Source organism: Nodosilinea sp. LEGE 06152 (assembly GCF_015207525.1).
GTDB lineage: Bacteria > Cyanobacteriota > Cyanobacteriia > Phormidesmidales > Phormidesmidaceae > Nodosilinea.
This window is the reverse complement of sequence record NZ_JADEWR010000003.1, coordinates 134,621-152,002: the sequence shown is the minus strand read 5'-3', so window position 1 is coordinate 152,002 and position 17,382 is coordinate 134,621. Positions and strand designations below refer to the sequence as shown.

13 protein-coding genes and 1 riboswitch are annotated in these 17,382 nt (G+C 58.4%); of the genes, 8 read left to right on the top strand and 5 right to left on the bottom strand.

All coding sequences use genetic code 11. The features are described 5' to 3' along the window. Window positions 1-124 precede the first annotated feature (124 nt). The gene (locus IQ265_RS05445; RefSeq protein ID WP_194051368.1) at window positions 125-457 is read right to left on the bottom strand and encodes a TMEM14 family protein; all 333 of its coding nucleotides are present in this window, start codon (window positions 455-457) and stop codon (window positions 125-127) included. A gap of 418 nt (window positions 458-875) precedes the next feature. On the opposite strand from IQ265_RS05445, the gene IQ265_RS05440 reads away from it, so the two are divergent. The 3 genes from IQ265_RS05440 to IQ265_RS05430 all read left to right on the top strand — a co-directional run bounded on the left by IQ265_RS05440 (window position 876) and on the right by IQ265_RS05430 (window position 2,942). After that, the gene (locus IQ265_RS05440) at window positions 876-1,817 is read left to right on the top strand and encodes a hypothetical protein (RefSeq protein WP_194051366.1); all 942 of its coding nucleotides are present in this window, start codon (window positions 876-878) and stop codon (window positions 1,815-1,817) included. Window positions 1,818-1,888: 71 nt separating this feature from the next. Next, window positions 1,889-2,455, top strand: coding sequence for an OsmC family protein (locus IQ265_RS05435; protein ID WP_194051364.1), 567 nt, complete (start codon window positions 1,889-1,891; stop codon window positions 2,453-2,455). Window positions 2,456-2,780: 325 nt separating this feature from the next. Beyond that, window positions 2,781-2,942, top strand: a complete 162-nt coding sequence (locus IQ265_RS05430; protein ID WP_194051362.1) for a hypothetical protein — start codon at window positions 2,781-2,783, stop codon at window positions 2,940-2,942. On the opposite strand, the gene IQ265_RS05425 is transcribed toward IQ265_RS05430, so the two are convergent. Beyond that, complete coding sequence (locus IQ265_RS05425) at window positions 2,939-3,742, bottom strand: pentapeptide repeat-containing protein (RefSeq protein ID WP_194051360.1); 804 nt, start codon at window positions 3,740-3,742, stop codon at window positions 2,939-2,941. The two genes, IQ265_RS05430 and IQ265_RS05425, sit on opposite strands and share 4 nt — an antisense overlap. 211 nt (window positions 3,743-3,953) lie before the next feature. Between IQ265_RS05425 and IQ265_RS05420 the strand changes: the two genes are divergently transcribed. The 3 genes from IQ265_RS05420 (at window position 3,954) to IQ265_RS05410 (ending at window position 9,423) form a co-directional block, all read left to right on the top strand. Then, complete coding sequence (locus tag IQ265_RS05420; RefSeq protein ID WP_194051358.1) at window positions 3,954-5,747, top strand: hypothetical protein; 1,794 nt, start codon at window positions 3,954-3,956, stop codon at window positions 5,745-5,747. Continuing rightward, complete coding sequence (locus IQ265_RS05415) at window positions 5,744-7,621, top strand: DUF3685 domain-containing protein (protein ID WP_194051356.1); 1,878 nt, start codon at window positions 5,744-5,746, stop codon at window positions 7,619-7,621. Before IQ265_RS05420 ends, IQ265_RS05415 begins: the two co-directional genes overlap by 4 nt. A gap of 284 nt (window positions 7,622-7,905) precedes the next feature. After that, window positions 7,906-9,423: a glycosyltransferase gene (locus tag IQ265_RS05410; protein ID WP_194051354.1), complete on the top strand. Its 1,518-nt coding sequence runs from the start codon at window positions 7,906-7,908 to the stop codon at window positions 9,421-9,423. A 125-nt stretch (window positions 9,424-9,548) separates the two neighbouring features. Here IQ265_RS05410 and IQ265_RS05405 read toward each other — a convergent pair whose 3' ends face one another. From IQ265_RS05405 to IQ265_RS05395, 3 genes are all read right to left on the bottom strand, one after another. Continuing rightward, the gene (locus IQ265_RS05405) at window positions 9,549-9,713 is read right to left on the bottom strand and encodes a DUF1328 domain-containing protein (protein WP_194051352.1); all 165 of its coding nucleotides are present in this window, start codon (window positions 9,711-9,713) and stop codon (window positions 9,549-9,551) included. Window positions 9,714-10,228: 515 nt separating this feature from the next. Then, a complete protein-coding gene (locus IQ265_RS05400; RefSeq protein ID WP_194051350.1) occupies window positions 10,229-11,224 on the bottom strand; it encodes an aldo/keto reductase in 996 nt (331 codons plus the stop codon). A 29-nt stretch (window positions 11,225-11,253) separates the two neighbouring features. Beyond that, complete coding sequence (locus tag IQ265_RS05395) at window positions 11,254-12,933, bottom strand: alpha/beta hydrolase (RefSeq protein ID WP_194051348.1); 1,680 nt, start codon at window positions 12,931-12,933, stop codon at window positions 11,254-11,256. Between the two features lie 1,085 nt (window positions 12,934-14,018). Here IQ265_RS05395 and IQ265_RS05390 point away from each other — a divergent pair. Continuing rightward, window positions 14,019-15,128, top strand: a complete 1,110-nt coding sequence (locus IQ265_RS05390; protein WP_194051346.1) for an alpha/beta hydrolase — start codon at window positions 14,019-14,021, stop codon at window positions 15,126-15,128. A gap of 453 nt (window positions 15,129-15,581) precedes the next feature. Further along, a riboswitch (Fluoride riboswitch) is annotated at window positions 15,582-15,668 on the top strand. Window positions 15,669-15,758: 90 nt separating this feature from the next. Continuing rightward, window positions 15,759-17,381: a cation:proton antiporter gene (locus tag IQ265_RS05385; protein ID WP_194051344.1), complete on the top strand. Its 1,623-nt coding sequence runs from the start codon at window positions 15,759-15,761 to the stop codon at window positions 17,379-17,381. Window position 17,382: the final 1 nt, after the last annotated feature.

The following is a 17,382-nucleotide window of genomic DNA, read 5'->3' as shown; positions in this document are numbered from 1 at the left end:
AACGATCCAGGGTTTGGGGTTTAAGGTGCACGGTTCAAGGCTGGCCCTATACCTGAAACCTTGGACCCCTATTAACCTGTTGTCTCTAGTCTAGAGATAGGCGAAAGCTGGATCTAGCAAGAGGCTACAGGGAAAGCGCGATCGCAAATACAGCCGCGCAGAGCAAACTCACGATCGCCATTAGTCCGGCGGGCATGACTTTGTTGGTCTTGCGGAAGCGCAGGCTAAAGATGATCAGGAGCGCGATCGCCAGGCAGGTGGCTAGCCCTATACCGGCGTTGTAGCTGCTGCTCAGGGTAATCCACCAGGCGATCAGCAAGGCTGCGCCGCTGATCAGCCCTGAGATCAGAGAGGGTTTGCTGCGGGCTTTGAGGTAGCCCATCACGCCACCGGCTAGCACCAACACGGCGTAGAGCAAGAGCAGCCAGGGGGCAATGGCAACGATTAGAAAGAGCATGTTCCTACGTCAGCAACGTCTTGCTCCAAGCGTACTGCGTTAATCGACCTCCTCGCGATCGCGCCAGGGGATCAGCAAGCCTGGCAGGGCGGCGATCAGGGTGACGAGTGGCAGATCGAGCTGAGCCTTGGCCATCCAGCCCCACAAAGCATCATCCATTGGAGCTAGGGCAGCCCCGAGGCAACACCCATCAGCAGCATGGCCACCTTGCGGCGTCGCAACACCCGAATTAGCGATGCCAGAAATCAGTCGTTGCCATCGGTCAGAGCTGAATCTGCCTAGGTTTGACGCTGCTGGGACGATTGTGCGACGGCCTGGCGACGGCCCCTTATCTACTCTGAAAACACGTTAAACCAATGGCCCCAGGGCGCTGCCCCATTCAGTCCTAGCAGGCCCCCAGTTATGGCAAGGAGACCCTATGACCACGGCAACCGTTCCCAAATACGGCTACCCGGCGATTCTTAAAGATTCCGCGCGGGTGACCTGGCAGGTGGAAGACCTGATCGGCCCCGATCGCCCCCTCGATTTTACCCGACCCTTTTTGCCCGAGACGCTGGTACAGGCCGAGGCGATTCCGGGCATAGATGCCGAGGCCGCCCGGTTGCTCAACCACATTCGCAGCAACAGCTATCTGCACCTGTTTGGCCTGGTGGAAGAGTTCATTCTGCCCCTGGTGGTTGACCATGCCAAAACCCTGGGCTGTGACGACATTGCGGCCACCCAGGCCTACCTGGGCTTTGCCGCCGAGGAGAGCAAGCACATTCGCCTGTTTCGCCAGTTTGCGACGGCCTTTGAGGCCGGGTTTGGTCACCGCTGCGAAGTAATCGGGCCACCCCAGGCAATTGCCGACTTTGTGCTCAGCCACAGCGCTCTGGGCGTGGCCCTGGTGACCCTGCACATCGAGTGGATGACCCAGCGGCACTTTCTCGAAAGCGTTCGTCACCAGCAGGATGCCCTCGACCCGCAGTTTTGCAGCCTGCTGAAGTACCACTGGCAGGAGGAGGCCCAGCACGCCCGCCTGGACGCTCTGATGGTTGAGTCGATCGCTCGAACCATGGATGCCAAAGGTATCGCTACCGCCATTGACGACTACATCGCCATTATTCGCTACCTGAACCAGGGGCTAATGGCTCAGGTGCAGCTCGACATCGCCAGTTTGGAGCGAGCAACTGAGCGGACCTTTGCTGCCCACCAACGGGATGAGATGCAGCGCATTCAAGAGCGATCGTACCAAAACGCGTTTTTGATCGTGGGCATGACCCATCCCAGCTTTGAGCAGAGCGTGCAGGCCTTGAGTGCCCCAGGATACGCCCGAATTGCGGCCCTGACCCAAGAGTTTTTGTCGGACGACGACCAATAGCAAACCAAAATAGCTGCGGTCATTTCACAGCTTTGCATGTTTTTTAATTCTCAAAATCAAGGAGTTTGACTATGACTACGACCGAGCAGGTTTATACCATCAACGGCTTTGCCCCCAGCGGCGTCACCGAGCTAGTTGCCGCCATTCAGCAAGATGCCGCCCATGCGCAGATGGCCTTCCACGCCGCTACGACTTGGGTAGACGGCACGCGATCGCTCACCCGCATGACCTTCTTCGACTGGGCTGGGCAAGCCTACGCCCGCGACTTCTCGCTCACCATCGATGAGCCCAAGGAACTGGGCGGCACCAATATGGGACCCAACCCCCAGGAGGTGCTGCTGGCGGGCGTCAATTCCTGCATTGTGGCTACCTTTGTGGAATTTTGCTCTGTAGAGGGCATTCGGCTAGAGAAAGTGGAGATCCGCAGCACCGGCACCCTCGACGTGCGCGGCATGCTCAAGCTAGATGAATCAATTCACGCCGGGTATCAGGACATGCGCTGGACGCTGACCGTGAAGGGCGACGCCACCCCCGAAAAATTCCAGCAGATGTATGAGGCGACGATCGCCTCCTCGCCCAACGTCTGGAACCTGGCCAACCCGGTCAAGATCGTGCCGACGCTGCAAGTCGAAGCCTAAGTTGAACGTCCCTTGAGGGCAGTTTGAAGGTCACCGAGGGACAGTTTCAACCCGCCAAACATCAGGAGATTAAGCCGTGCTGTGGAATTGTGACTCAATTAAGGTCTCCATTGATGGTCAGCAGGACCTGCAACCCTACACCTGGAAACTGCTTAAAGCCTTTTGGCAATTCAGTCATTTTTACGGCAGCTATCACGCTCTGCCGCCCTCAACGCGGCGGCGGTTTGTGAATAGTCAGCTGAATTTAACCGAAACCCAAGCGAGAAAAAGGAACCGCCCCACGACATCGTGAACGACTACTGTTTAGTGCGTCGGGGGTGGGGGCATGGGTCAACTCTGCGGATTGGTGGCCCTGGTGAGTCGTCGCCTGCCATTCCGCCCTTTGCATAACCTGTCTAGCCGGGGCGCTTTGGCTGTGGAGCAGGCCAAAGCTGAGGATTCGTCCAAGCGCCTCAGCCCTATCTCTCTGCTGCGATCGCCCCTCTAAGAAGCAGGGCGATCGGGGCTTACCCCTAGCTCGGCGCAGTGATCGTTGTTGATCTCGCCTTTGGCCATACGGGTGTTGCAAAATTGGGCGGTGCTGAGGTCGGTACGGACCAGATTAGCGCCATACAGATCGGCGTTGGTAAAGTTAGCGCCGTCTACAGAGGCGTCTCGAATGAGCGTTTCTCGCAGGTCGGCCCCGGTGAAGTCGACTCCGTCTAGCCGGGCTCCAATCAGGTTGGCCCGGTAGAGTCTGCCATCGGTGAGCGTGACCCGGCTGAGGTTGGCCTGGGCAAGGCCGGCTTGGGCAAAGGAGGCCCCATCCAGGCGGCTGTCGCTGAGGTCGCTGCCGGACCAGTTGCTCTCGCGGGCTTCGGCGTTTTGCAGATTGATGGCGGTGGCGTTGACCCCGACCAGGCGGCTGCCGGTTAGCGTGGCCCCGCGCAGGTTGGCCCCAGCCAGGTCGGCCTCTGACAGGTCGGCCTGGCTAATGACCGCCTGACTGAGATTGGCCTGGCGCAGGTCGGTTTGGGCCATCTGGGCGCGGGGTAAACGGGCCTGGCGCAGGTTGGCCCCAGCCAAATTGGCCCCGGTCAGGTCAGCGTCTTCTAGATTGGCCCCAGCCAGCACCGTGGCGCTAAGGTCGCAGCCCACGCAGCGGCGGCTAATCAGAAACTGTCGCAGCTGGTCGCTGGCGGCACCCGGCGCGGCTGCCAGCCCCAGTATGGCCGCCAGGGCGATCGCCCGCTGGAACCGATTTTTGCCCATCACAGCACGTTTATTTTGGGGACCCAGACGTTTCATTATGTCGTGCGCCATACCTGTGCCATTCCTCAAAAAATAGGCCCAAAATCTAAGGCCAAGTCTATAGATTGCTTCTACAATGTGTCAGCATCTCTGCTTTCAGCGGGGGTTTGAGCCAATCCGGGCTAGCTCATGCCGTCCTGACAGTCTAGATTCTACAGCTCGCTCTCGGTAGTTCGACTTCATGGCATCTACACCGGCCTCTTCGCCCTTGAGTTCGCGTCGGCAGCGCCCCAAACCGAGCCGCCAGGTTAAGCCGTGGGAGTGGTTTTGGCTGACCCTGTGGGTTTTGCTGCTGGCGGGGTCGGGAATCTTTTGCGGCTGGGCGCTGATGTGGCTGACCCGCATTCCACCCCTGCCCGACTGCGAGCAGGTGACGCCCTTTCATTCGGAGAGCGACCTGCTGTACTGCGCCAAGGCCCAGGCCCGCACGGGCGAACCCAACAACCTGGTGCAGTCGGTGCTGCTGACGGCCAACTGGCCCCGCACCCACTCGAAGTACGATGAGTCCCAGGAAATTTTGAAGGACGCTTCGGAGCAGATTTTGGTGCTGGCCAACCGCTGGGCCCAGGCGGGTAAGCTCGACGATGCGATCGATCTGGCGGAACAGATTCCCCTCAATACGCCCCTGCGCAACTCGGCCCAGGCGGTCATTTTTGAGTGGCGACAGGACTGGGAGCAGGGCCGGGCGATCGAGGCCAAGATCAAACCGGCGCTGGCCGCTAGCGACTGGGCGCTGGCCAAAACCCACCTGCAGGAGTTTAAGTCGCTCAAGAGCGACTACTGGCTAACCACGCGCTACGTGTTTTGGCAGCAGCAGTTTTTGGTCGAGCAGCAGGCCTGGAACCAGCTGTTGCAGGCCCGCGCCCTAGCGAGCACTAACCAGATTGAAAACTTGCGGCAGGCGGTGGTGCTGGCGCGGGACATCGACCTGCGCAGTCAGGTGTGGCAGGCGGCAGAGGACAACATCGACGCCTGGAGCAAGACCGTGCTGGATGTAGCCCTACAGCGCTGGCAGGTGGGCGATCGCGCGGGTGCCTTAGAACTGGCTAGCGTGGTACCGCCCAGCCCCCACCTGCTGCCCGCCGCCCAGGAGTTGCTGGCCCTGAGCCACGCCCAACAGCTGGCCGCCCAGGCCGACCCGAGCGGTGTGGCCCCTCGCTATAGCCACCTCTTTGGGCTGATGGCTGCCGTCAGCGCCGTCAGTCAGCTGCCGGAGAACAGCCCCTACGCGACGGCTGAGCTACCTTCAACAGGCCAGGCGTCAACGGAGCAGTGGAGCGAGCAGCTGACCGATTTGAGACGGCTGACGTTTAGCAATCTGGTGGCCCGATTGGGCCATCGGCCTGCCTACGAGTGGGCGATGCACCAGGCCCAGATGGTCACCGTTGACCGTCCTCGGCGCATTCAGGGCCAAACCCTGGTGGCCCAGTGGCAGGCTAACCTCCAGCGCATTGCCGATCGCCCCATTTTAGCTGAGGCCCGCAGTTTGGCTAAGCCCGGCACCATTGCCGCCCTCGAAACCGCGATCGCCAAGGCCAGTGAAGTCGAGCTGGGTCGCGCCCTGCGGGTCGAGGCCCAAACCCTGGTGGCCGAGTGGCAACAAGAAATTCAGGTGATTGAAGACCGACCCATGCTCGATGCGGCGGTGGCCCTGGCTGAGCAGGACAAGCTGAAAGAAGCGATCGCCGAGGCGAACAAAATTGAGCCCGGTCGCGCCCTCCACAGCCGCGCCCAGGGGCTGGTGCAGGAGTGGACGGCCTCAATTCAAATTGCCGAAGACAAGCCAATTTTAGATGAGGCCAAGGATCTGGCCTACGGCGGCAGCCTGACGGCGGCGATCAATCTGGCCAGTCAGATTGGGGCGGGGCGGGCACTCCACAACGAGGCCAGAAATGCGATCGCCCTTTGGAAAGCCGAGCGCGCCTACATCTGGTCGATTTGGGAGGCTGAGGGCCGCCCCGTGCCCGGTGGGGGCAGTTCCTCAACGACCGAGTCAGAATGACGATCGCTCCCTTGCGCCTCATGCTGGTCGACGAAGACCCCGTGTTTCGGCTGGGGCTGCGGATTTGGCTGGAGCAAGCCGCTGGGTACAGCGTGGTGGCCGAGGCCACCCGCACCGATGATACCCTGGCCATCTTGGCCAGTCGGGCCGAACGCGCCGATTTGGCCAATGGCCCAGGGGTCGATCTGGTGATTCTCGACCTGGGGCTGGGGGCCGGGCAGCCCGACCAGCTGCCGGGGCTGCGTCTCTGCGCCGACATCAAGACCCGCTACCCCACTCTGCCGGTGCTGGTGCTCAGCGCCCAGGCCGAGCCAGTGCTAGAGGCCGCCGCCCGCCAGATGGGGGCCGATGGGTTTGCCCCCCGCAGTATGGCCGTCGCCGAGCTAGAAAACCTGGTGCAGCAGCTAGCGAGGCCCAGGCCCAGCCAACCGCCGGGGCAGCAAGACCTCCGCCCTCGTCCGGAGCGATCGCCTGCGGTATCCATGCGAGAGCGGCCTCTTTCTACCGTCAATGCGTCGCCCAGTGCCCTCACCAACCTGCGCCTCAGCCTGCGGCGATCGTCGGTGCAGCAAATTGAGGCGGTGATGGTTGCGATCGAAGCCGAGCAGCGGCGGGGGCGAGGGTCGCTGCTGACGGAAGCCGTACTGGCCGGGCGCTACCGAGAGCTGCGGGCCGCTCGCTGGCTGGTGAGCAAACTGCTGGCCACCCCCAGCCTGGTAGACACAGAGCCAGCCGTGGCACCGCGCCGCGCTGAGCCAGAGTCAGGGCCACCCGATGATCTGACTCCCCGTCTGACCCGGCGAATGCCGCCAATTCCGCCCCGACGGAGCGACCCTGGCCCCACCGACGATGCTCTAACGGTCGCTACCGCCGAGCGTCTCGCCCTCAGCCAGGGTGACCTGGCCCCGCTGGTGTTTGAGCGGCTGTTTAACCAGCTTCAGGGGCTGCTGGAGAACACCAGCGGGGTGCCCCTCGAAACCGATATTTTGCGCGACGACAAAAAGCGGGAGCTGTTTTACCTGGTGCTGCGCAAGGTCGAAGACAGCCTCGACAACCTGCGCCAGGCGGCGGTATTGCCGGGACAGCTGAGCGAAAAAAGCCCCCTGGTGCTGCAAGACCTCTGGCAGGCCGCCGTAACCGATTTTTTTGGCCGCTACTACACCCTTCAGGTCGGCAACCTAGAGCAGCCAGTGGTGCCCACCCTGCTGGCCGAGGCCCCGGTGGTGCAGGCGGCCATTCTCGATCGCATTCCCCTGGTGCCCGAGCTGCTGGGGCATTTGCTGTTTAACGAATCGCTGGTGGTTGACGGGGGCCTTTACGAGGCCGCCAGTCCTGTAGCGATGGCCCGCAGTCAGGCCCTGCTGGGGCACCTGCTGATTCAGCTGGCCAATGCCGTTGTGCAGCCGGTGCTCAACCATTTTGCCGATGTGGAATTGCTCAAGAAAAACCTCTACCACCGCCGCCTCATGACCAGCCGCGACATCGAACGCTTTCGCAATGACCTCTCCTGGCGCTACCGCTGGGATGGGCTAATCAGCGAACCCAGGGCCATTTTTGAGAGTCAGTACCGCCTGTTTGGTTTCACCGAGCGCGGTATTCAGGCCGAGACGGTGTACTCGCCCCGGCGCGACGAGCTAGAGCAGCTGTCGGGGCTGCAGCGGGCGGTCACGCTGGCGGTGGAGGCTCGTGATGCGATCGCCCCCCGATTTCGCTCAGCGGTATCGCTGGTGGGCAGCGGCATTGTCTACGTGCTCACCGACGTGATTGGGCGCGGTATTGGCCTAATTGGGCGGGGAATTTTGCGCGGGGTGGGCGGGGCCTGGCGCGACCCCCGCTATCGCCGCGACAGTCAGGATGGCAACCTGAGAGAATAGCTTTTGATTGAAAATAATGTTGCCCTAGGCCGTATTTTTTCAATCCAAATCGACGGTGTCCAGGCAGCAATCCTCCCAAAGATTCATCCAAAATCCGCTTTTTTTGGGACAATCAGCAGGTAAGAAAGGCTCACTAGGGCGTCAGGGGCACCCAAGGTACTGGCCAGGTTGTCCCAGGGCTAATCCTAGCCTGGCTGTCATAATGGTCTACGGTCGTTAGCGGCACAGGTATATCGTCGGGCTGCTGGCCTTGTTACCTACTCATAAGGAGTTAATCCCCGCCTATGAAGTCGAGCCTGGCGCTGTTTGCTGAGCCTGTTCTGGCTATCGCCAGGCGGCTGCTTTGGTTAAGCATTTGGCTATTGTGGATACCGGTGGTGGTGTATATTGTCGCCCTTAACCACAACCATAGCCTGGGGATATTGCAGGGGGCACTGCTGGTGGTTTCCCTAATTGGTCTGGTGGTGATCAATGCCGAAACCGCCGTGGTGATCTACAGCTGCCGCCGGTCTAACCCCTGGTTTAACCGGGGGCTGCTGCAGCGGTGGAGTGGGGTGGGGCGCTGGCGTCGCCCTGGGTTGGTGGCCCGGCCCACCCTAACGCCGGGGCTGCTGCCCACCCTGGCACCGGAGCTGCTGCCCACCCAGGTTGCGCTGCCCTTTGTCTCGGTCATTGTGGCGGCCTACCTGCCCAACGAACAAGACATCATCGAAGACACCCTGCTCCACTGGCTCACCCAGGTAACGCCGCCCGCCCAGGGGTGGGAAATCATTTTGGCCTATAACTCTCCGGTTCGCCTGCCGGTAGAAAACCGTTTGCAGGCCCTGGCCCGTCGCTACCCAGCCCTGGTGCTGCTGCCGGTAGCCCACAGCCACTCCAAGGCTGAAAACCTGAATGCGGCTCTGCAGGTGGCCACCGGAGAGATGACCGGCATTTTTGATGCCGACCACTACCCGTCGGCAGACTGCCTCAGTCGGGCCTGGGCCTGGCTATACCAGGGGCGCTATGACATGGTGCAGGGGCGCAATATTATTCGCAACGCCAAAGACAGCTGGCTGACTCAGCTGATTGCGGTGGAGTTTGAGTGCATTTATGGAGTTAGCCACTACGGGCGATCGCTGCTGGTTGACACCGCCCTGTTTGGCGGCTCCAATGGCTACTGGCGCACCGCTGCCCTGCGCCACCTGGGCTTTCACCATGCCCGCCTGACCGAGGATATCGATGTCACGGTGCGGGGCCTGCTGGCGGGCTATCGTCTGGTGCATGACCCGGCCATTGTTACTACAGAGCTAGCCCCCGACAATCTACGCGGGCTGTGGCTGCAGCGCCAGCGATGGAGCCAGGGCTGGCTGGAGGTCGCGGGCCTGCACCTGGGCCGAGTGCTGCGATCGCCTCACCTAGACCAGGCCCAAAAGCCCTGCTGGGTGCTGATGTTGCTCTTTAGCCAGGGGTTTTACCCGCTGGTGTGGCAGGTGGTGCCCATGCTGCTCAGCATCTATCTCAGCCGCAGCACGCGCGATCTCGACTTCGAGAACCTCAACCTGGTGCTGATGGGGCTGCTCACCCTGAGCGTTGTGCTGCAGGTGGCGGTGGCGATGGGGCTGCGACCTGCCGCCTCTACCTACACTCGCCGCCACGGGGTGCTCTACTGCCTGCTGTCGCCTGTTTATTTCTGGCTCAAGGCGCTGATTGGCATGGTGGCTGTGGTCAACCATTTTTCTGGCAGTCGAGTTTGGCACGTAACCGCCCGCACCAAGAGCAAACCCAACCGCTGGATGGTGGCCCTGCGGGGGGTGAAGTAGGCACAAAAACAGCAAAAATCCCTCTTTCAACGGTGTAGAAGAGAGAGGGATGTTGAGTTCAATAGAGTTAACACTGTCTAGCCGCTGCACCCTCAATGGTAGTAAGTGTCCAGGGCAGTAAATGTCTAGGCCCGCTTGACGAAGCTCATGATCAGCGAAATCACGAAAATAGCCAGGAAGATATAGAACAAAATCTGGGCAATACTAGCGGCTGCACCAGCCACACCACCAAACCCAAGGAAAGCAGCAATTAAAGCTACAACCAGAAAAATCAGCGCGTAGCGTAACATGGAAGTTCTCCTGAGGGGAAGGGCGACTCATGATGGGGGTCAACTTTGGGGCTTAGCCAAGCTGACGAGTCAATTATCGAGATTTGAATCCACTAGTGCATCTTTCCTTCGGTCGAAATCTACTCTGGCTTTAGACAGAGAAAGCGGCGTAATCTCCTGTGTTTAGGACACCCCAATTAGTGTTCGACTGATACCAAGTCCGAGTCACACAACCCCGATTTGTAACCGGTACCTCGTAGGGAGCATTGCACTGCAATGCCCCTACAAATCGGGGGTATACAGACAGGATTTGCTCTATAGATAGCCATCCCTTCGACTTCGCTCAGGGACCGGCTATGGCTGTTTTTATCGTTGGGGGTGCCGCGCTAGCGGCATGGACGATTGGTATGATTACTCATTCACAGATGGGGTAAACGGTCGTTTGCCCCTGCAGGGTGCCTCGTTTGAACCGGGGCTTTTGGATTCGGCCCTATTCTAAAGAGTTTGAAAGGGAAAGTTTGAAAAGGGTAACTGGGCTAACGCGACTGAAAAATGTTTTGCACCATTTGGCGATCGCTGCCCCGAGCCGCCCGATCGAGGTCGTCCACCTCGCCTGCATCGAGCCGCCAGCCCAAAGCGCCCAGGTTTTGCTCGGCCTGGGCCAGGGTTTTAGCACCGGGAATGGGAATGGTGCCTTTGCAAAGACACCAGTTCAGGGCAACCTGGGCCGAGGTTTTTTGGCGCTGGGCCGCGATCGCCGCCACCGTATCCAGCAGCGGCTGAATCTTTGGCAGCAGCTGGCGAAACAATAAGCCCCGAACTCCCGGCGGGTATGGCCCCGGAGCTGAGTATTTACCCGTCAGCAGCCCCAGGGCCAGGGGGCTGTAGGCAATCAGCCGAATGCCCAGCTCGTCGCAGAGATCCTTCAGGCCCAGCTCGGTTACCGGATAGGTTGACAGCAGCGAGTACTGCACCTGCAGGGTGGCGATGGTCAGCCCCCGCTCCTGAAACCGCTGGTGGGCCAGCTTCAGCCTCCGGGGGCCAAAGTTCGACAGACCAATGGCTCGCGCCTGGCCCTGCTCTACGAGATCCATCAGCCCGTCGAGAAAAGGCGCTTCCTGCCAGGGCAGGTAGTTAGCCGTTGACCAGTGCATCTGCACAAGATCGATGGGGCGACCCAATCGCTGGACTGAGGCAGCGCCAGCCTTTACCACCGATCCAGGGGTTAGCCGCCAGGGGTAGGCGGCTAGCTTGGTAGCCAGACAAAGGGATTCTCGCTGCGGCCCCTGATAATCTTTGGCAAACTGCCCCAGCAGGATTTCGCTGCGCCCGTTCAGTCGCCCGGTGCCGTAGGAGTCGCCGCTGTCAAACAGCGTCACCCCGTGGCTGAGGCAGTGGTTAAACACCTGCTGCAGGTCGGCATCCATGCGCTGGTCGTAGCCCCACAGCAGCTGGTTGCCCCAGGCCCAGGTGCCACAGCCCATCTCGGGCAGGGTGAGGGGCAGTGCTGTTTCTACGGTAGGGGCGGTCATAGGTTGGCCAAAAAAAGGGGCACCTTTTATTATTCCAGGCCGGGTAGCCCCGATAGCTGCTTGACCACCGCAGGTGGCAGCTCGCGCACCAGGTGCAGCCGAAAGGGCTCGGCGCTGGCCGCCTCAACGTAGTGCGATCGCAAAAAGGGACGGTAGGCCTGTTGCTCGGCCAGGTACACCTGGCTAAAAGCCACCACCAGCGACTGGTTGACCCCACGGGTCGAGGCGAGCGCCTCGTCAATGCCCTGCTCAAAGGCGTCGTCAAGGTACAAAAAGCGGGTGGCCAGCTTGGTAAAGTCGGGGCCGTGGGAGGTATTTTCGCCCAGATACAGGTAGCGATCGCGGCCCTGCAACCAGCTAAAGGCGACCACCTGCTGCGGCACCACCGGAGCCAGCAGGTCGACCTCGCCGCCAAACAGCATTACCGGCACTGCTACCCCCGCCATACCCCGAGGGCCAAACAGGTTAGACACGGTGGCAAAGGCCATGATGAGCTGAACGCGATCGTCCCTGGTGCCCTGGGCAAAGCGAGCCATCACCGCTGTATCGGCTCGCAGCTCCAGGGCGCGGCACTCCAGCACCATGGCGGCATCGAGCAGCAGGTTGGCGGCAGGGTCGCAGCGCTGGGCCAGTCGTTCAAAGTCAATGCTGGCACCACCCAGGGCCAGGGCCGTATAGCCGCCAAAGGAGTGGCCCACCACCGCCACCCGCCCAACATTGAGCCGATTTTCAAAGGTGCTGGCATTGAGCCGCTCTAGCTCATCGAGCAAAAAACTCACATCCAAAGGACGGTCTAGAAAGTCGCGGGCCTTGAAGGTTTCGCGATCGAGCCCGGTGAGCATAGCATTCTTTTGGGTGCTGTTGCTGCCCACGTGCTCGGGCAGCGCCACCGCAAACCCGTGAGAGGCGGCGTGGGTGGCCAGATCAAAAAAGGTGGTGCGGCTGTCGCCCAGCCCGTGGGAGATCACAATCACGGGAATGGGACCGGGCACAGCCGCCAACTTTTGGGGCAAAAACACGTCGGCGGCGTAGGTGCGGCCGCGGTTGGCGTCGGCCAGAGTAAGAGACACCCGGCGACTGCCGTAGGGGCCGGGCTGGGTGAGGTCGGGCAGGCTGGACAGGTCGAGCACCGGGGGCTGAGCGGCATCAGCTTCAGACTGCTGTTGGATGGCCCCTACAATTGTGCGGGTAGCCGCTACCTCGGCCCGCACCTGACGAGCGACGGTCATACCCTGATCAATATCCAGCCGCAGACTGCGGGTAGGAAAGTGACGCACAATATCGAGCAGCGAAATGTCGCCATCCTCAGCCACCGCCGCCACGATCGCCGCTCGCAGCGCCTGACGACCGTTGAGCCCGGCCTCGGTCTGGGCCAGCTGGCCCAAAAATTGCAGGCTGCGATCGCCCATTGGGCTGTTAAACCACTGCGAAATCGGCACCACATCCACCGCTCGGCTGCGGGTCAGGGCAGTGCGTAGCCCCTGCTGCTGGGCCGGGTTGAGCCGCCGCAAAAAGGGGGCCAGCTGGCGGTCAACGGTGCCGGTTTCGGCAAAGGTGACCAACGACTCGGTAGGTATTGAGCGGCTAAAGGGGCCAAAATCTAGCGCTAGAGTTTCTGCGGCCCGCAGCGGCACAGCCGTGGCTAGCGCTACCCCTACACCCAGGGCCATGGTGAAGAATAGCCTCAGCGATCGGTGGCGGAGCAGCATAGGGCAGCACAGGGAAAAGAGCGTACGCCTGCATTTTCTCCCACAACTCTCTGGAAATTGTATGAACCGTTGGCTGGCCGCCGGGGTTGCCCTGGCAAACTGAGCCGGGCGCTAGGGTTGCCGCTGCTAGCTGCGGCGAACGAGTCGGCGGTGAACGTAGGTCAAATAGCCAGGCAAAATACCAGTGCACAGCAAAATATCTTTCGCTGGCCCACCGCAATGCCAATCTGTGGGCCTGCAATGCCAAACAGGTGTGCCAGTTTAACGATCAGCGGCCTGTGTTCAACGATCAGCAGGGGCAACACGTTAAACAGCTGTGCCAGTTTGCCAAACAGCGGTGCATGCTTAGCGATCAGCGGCTTGTGTTTAGCGATCGCAGGGCGCAGATTACAAATAGAAGCGATAAGGCACCGGGTTTCTGTTGCCTAAACCAGGCTATAGGCAAAGGAGGTACCTATCGTAAAGAGACTTACTCAACCAATACTCAATCAGTACAGTCTTGGTGAGAATTGCCATCCCTGTTGGGGCTCGCTAAGGTACCCCAGCTCGATGCCACCGGGCGGCACGGGAATGGGATCGCTCCAGGCGTTGGGCTGACTGCCTGACACATTTCCAATGCAGGTAAGGTGAAACGCAGTGGAACCCAAAACTGGCCAATCATCTGGGGCCTGTTGGGTTCTGCTGTCGCGCCACCCAGCTTGCGGAATATCAATGCTTTCCAAAGTTGTGTTAGTCAACCAGGTCGTTGGGGTCGGCGTGGCCGAAGGTGTGAAGAACTTTGATGGTGCGAGTCTCCAAAACGGAGACGCTTCGCGAACGATGCCTGCCAAACTACCCCTGCCAAACTACCAAAGAGCACATGCCGCACCTTGTTGGGGTTTAGCGCTCGGGTATTGGGTCAGGTGTTGTATCTCATGCAGCGTTGAAACAATACCAATGCTCAAATCTTGGCTCAACGACCCAGGCAATGTTCATTCTAAAAAAGCTTCACTCTAACCACAGAGGGTTGCGCCTATTTCGAGCTTCTCTTTAATCTTAGCTAAGGTTAATTTGCTGATTTGGAAAGGTTAAAACGCACGATGTTCATGCCCCTCGATTTTTTGCTGCGTTTGCTGTCCAATCTGGCGACAGTTGCCCTTGTTGGAGGTGGCCCTTACCTACTCTATCGATGGTACGAAGGTGATTTGGTCAGCGATCGATGGTTATATTTAGGCATAGGACTATTGCTGTGGTCGTTTTTGGGCTTTCTACCCATTTTGCTGCTCCATCGCCCTGGACGAGATGAACCCACACCCCTTCGCAGCGACCGGGTTCAACGTTTAGTTCGACCGGATGGTAGCGAAATCCAAGTTGAATTTTACGGACCCGATCGCGCTCCAACGCTGATCCTGACGCATGGTTGGGGACCAGATAGCACAGTCTGGTATTACGCTAAAAAGCAGCTCACAGATCAGTTTCGCGTGATTGTTTGGGATCTACCTGGTTTAGGAAAATCTCCAAAACCTAATAACCGGGACTATTCCCTAGAGAAGTATGCCCGTGACCTGGAGGCGGTGCTGGCTCTGGTAAACGATCAACCTGCCATTTTAGTGGGGCACAGTATGGGATCTATGATCCTGTTAACCTTCTGCCGCTTGTTTCCAAAACGTCTAGAGCAGCAGGTCGCTGGCTTAATCCTTGTCGATGGGACGTATACTAATCCGCTCAAAACCACTACTTTTAATAAACTATTGCTGGCACTGCAAAAACCCTTGTTAGAGCCGCTGCTTTACCTGGCGATCGCTCTCTCTCCTCTGCTGTGGGTTATAAGCTGGTTAAGTTATTTGAATGGTTCAACGTTGCTTACAACTAAACTTTCTGGCTTCAGAGGCACAGAAACTCGGGGACAGCTTAATTTTTCTACTTTAATTGGCATCAAGGCGTTGCCAGGAGTTTTAGCGCGAGGAGTTCTAGCGATGTTTAAGTTTGACGAGACAGTAACATTATCTGCAATCACTGTTCCCACATTAGTGATTGTAGGTAAGTCCGATATTGCTACACGACCATTTGCCAGCAAACGTATGACCGCGGAAATCCCTCAAGCAGAACTGAGCGTACTGTCACCAGGAGGGCACATGGCATTCATGGAGCGCAATCAACAGTTTTCAGAAATCATTCGAGCATTTAGTACCTCTTGCTTGAAATTAGAAAGGTGACTTAAACCGCCGTATAAAAATCCTGCTGCACTGGACGAAGTCTAAGCCTCTGTATAGAATACAAAGCTACCTGTGTTCGATGAGCAAGAACGTTATCTGGCTTCTCAAGTGAGGCGGGTCTGTAGCCTTTTATGTCAATGTATAGACAAAAACTTTTTGTTGCCTCTAATTTGAATTTACAGCACGATTTTGCCGCTTTTGAAAAGGCTATAGTTATGAGCCATGGGTTGAGTAGAGCGCTGGTAAAGCCCAACCGCGAAGTTGAATTTGATTAAAAATACTTGCAAGTAGCAAGCTGAGGGCTTGGCTTGCGGGTGTTGGGTTTCGCTTCCCGATAAAATGGGGGAAACGCAGTCTGATCGGTAGTTAGTCTCTTAATGCCCCCCCAAATCGGGTAAAAACATGATGCACGGTCAGATGCTTCCTTGTGTTGGGATAATAATGGTATAAGAAAGCAACGATGGCGATGGAGCTCGCCGAAACCGCTGAGCACGGTTCAATAGTTTGAACCTGTATCAGGCTGATGGCTCCTACCTCTTCCGACTTGGGGCGGAAAGGTAGGGTTGTGGCCTTAATCAATCTTTCCGCTGCAAGTCACGTTGTATTCCGATTTAGTTTCGACGTGGCGACATGCTAGAAAGCACTATTTGGATTTTATTGATGGGCTTTTTCGTCGGGCAAATTGCTCGACGACTGCGGGTACCTGCTCTTGTTGGCACGGTATTGGTCGGCATGGTGCTTGGCCCCTATGTCAGCAACATAATTGCGCCAGAAGTTTTGGGGGCAGCAGACTCACTACGAGCTGTAGCCGTCATGGTGATACTGATGAAGGCTGGGTTGGGGCTCGATCGCGAAAAGCTAGCCCAGCAGGGCACCGTAGCACTGCGGTTAGGCTTTTTGCCGGCGGCCTGTGAGGCGGTAGCCATTGCGGTTGCCTCCATGTGGCTGCTTCGGTTTGACTTTGCTACGGGGCTTCTGCTTGGCTGCATCATTGGTGCTGAATCTCCAGCCGTCATTGTGCCCGGTATGTTGCGCTTAAAAAGCCTGGGATGGGGTGTCAAGAAAGGCATTCCTGATGCCATATTGACCGGAAGTGCGCTGTCAGATGTCTTGCTTTTGCTGGTCTTTAGTTTGCTGCTTTCCTTTTTGACCCAAAGCGCGGCAGCGGGGGTGGTTTTGCCTGGAGGTTTAACGCTTAATTCGGTGCAGTTGCTGCCCTTTCAAATCATTCTGCAAATTGGTTTAGGAGTTTTATTAGGGTGGCTTGCCGCTCGCCTGTTGGTTTCGCTGCTAGCTAGGCAAAACTGGACACAAAACGCGGTTCAAGACGCCCTGGTTGCAGCCTGCTTTGCTCTGCTACTGGTAGTTTTAGCCGTAGATGTTCCAGTTTTTTCTGGCTATTTGGCTGTCATAGCCACAGGGTTTTTTCTCATTGAAATGGATGCCCCCTTAGCCCGACGACTGCGAGGTGGCTTTGATAGTCTGTGGGTAATTGCTGAAATTATTCTCTTTGTACTGCTGGGAGCCAGCATTCAGCTCAGCGTGCTCGGCAATACCTTTCTAGTAGGGCTTGTAATCTTAGCCATTGGCACCTGCGTCGGGCGCTGCATCGGCTGGTATCTATCTACTCTGGGGAGCAACTGGACGTGGAAAGAGCGACTGTTTCTGCTGCCGGGCAATTCGGCAAAGGCAACGGTGCAGGCTGCCATTGGTGCAATTCCATTAGCACAAGGCATTGAGGGTGGAGAAACCATTCTTGCTATAGCTGCACTTTCTATCCTCGTTACAGCGCCGATAGGAGCTTGGGCAATTCCCGCCTTTGCGCCCAGGCTTTTGGAGCAGGGCGAGGTTGACCCCACTAAGGTGTCTGCGTCGCGTCGCATTGGACTGCTTGCCGCAGTGGATACCTCGCCCCTCGCGGTAGACGTTTTAACTAAGGTGGCAGAATTTGCTCGCCGAAGCGACGCAGAGGTGGTCGTGCTACACGTCATTCGTGTGGATGACCCCCAAGGGGGTGAGCGACTGCGTAACCAGACCAGGCAAATTTTGACAGATATTCGCTATCGCTTTGTCACGGGTGTCGGAGCGGTACCTGAAGAAATTGTTCGTACCGCCCAAGCCTACGGTGTAGCTGAAATTGTGATCGGCAAACGCGGACACCGCTCCCTTGATGAGGTGTTGGTGGGGTCAGTGTCGCAGGCCGTATTAGAAATCAGCACCGTGCCAGTCGTGGTCGTGGAGGCGCACCATTAGA

Excerpts from the sequence above, each read along its gene's own strand:
- IQ265_RS05445 (WP_194051368.1), bottom strand. The coding sequence starts at position 457 with ATGCTCTTTCTAATCGTTGCCATTGCCCCCTGGCTGCTCTTGCTCTAC.
- IQ265_RS05440 (WP_194051366.1), top strand. The coding sequence starts at position 876 with ATGACCACGGCAACCGTTCCCAAATACGGCTACCCGGCGATTCTTAAA.
- IQ265_RS05435 (WP_194051364.1), top strand. The coding sequence starts at position 1,889 with ATGACTACGACCGAGCAGGTTTATACCATCAACGGCTTTGCCCCCAGC.
- IQ265_RS05430 (WP_194051362.1), top strand. The coding sequence starts at position 2,781 with ATGGGTCAACTCTGCGGATTGGTGGCCCTGGTGAGTCGTCGCCTGCCA.
- IQ265_RS05425 (WP_194051360.1), bottom strand. The coding sequence starts at position 3,742 with ATGAAACGTCTGGGTCCCCAAAATAAACGTGCTGTGATGGGCAAAAAT.
- IQ265_RS05415 (WP_194051356.1), top strand. The coding sequence starts at position 5,744 with ATGACGATCGCTCCCTTGCGCCTCATGCTGGTCGACGAAGACCCCGTG.
- IQ265_RS05410 (WP_194051354.1), top strand. The coding sequence starts at position 7,906 with ATGAAGTCGAGCCTGGCGCTGTTTGCTGAGCCTGTTCTGGCTATCGCC.
- IQ265_RS05405 (WP_194051352.1), bottom strand. The coding sequence starts at position 9,713 with ATGTTACGCTACGCGCTGATTTTTCTGGTTGTAGCTTTAATTGCTGCT.
- IQ265_RS05400 (WP_194051350.1), bottom strand. The coding sequence starts at position 11,224 with ATGACCGCCCCTACCGTAGAAACAGCACTGCCCCTCACCCTGCCCGAG.
- IQ265_RS05395 (WP_194051348.1), bottom strand. The coding sequence starts at position 12,933 with ATGCTGCTCCGCCACCGATCGCTGAGGCTATTCTTCACCATGGCCCTG.
- IQ265_RS05390 (WP_194051346.1), top strand. The coding sequence starts at position 14,019 with ATGCCCCTCGATTTTTTGCTGCGTTTGCTGTCCAATCTGGCGACAGTT.
- IQ265_RS05385 (WP_194051344.1), top strand. The coding sequence starts at position 15,759 with ATGCTAGAAAGCACTATTTGGATTTTATTGATGGGCTTTTTCGTCGGG.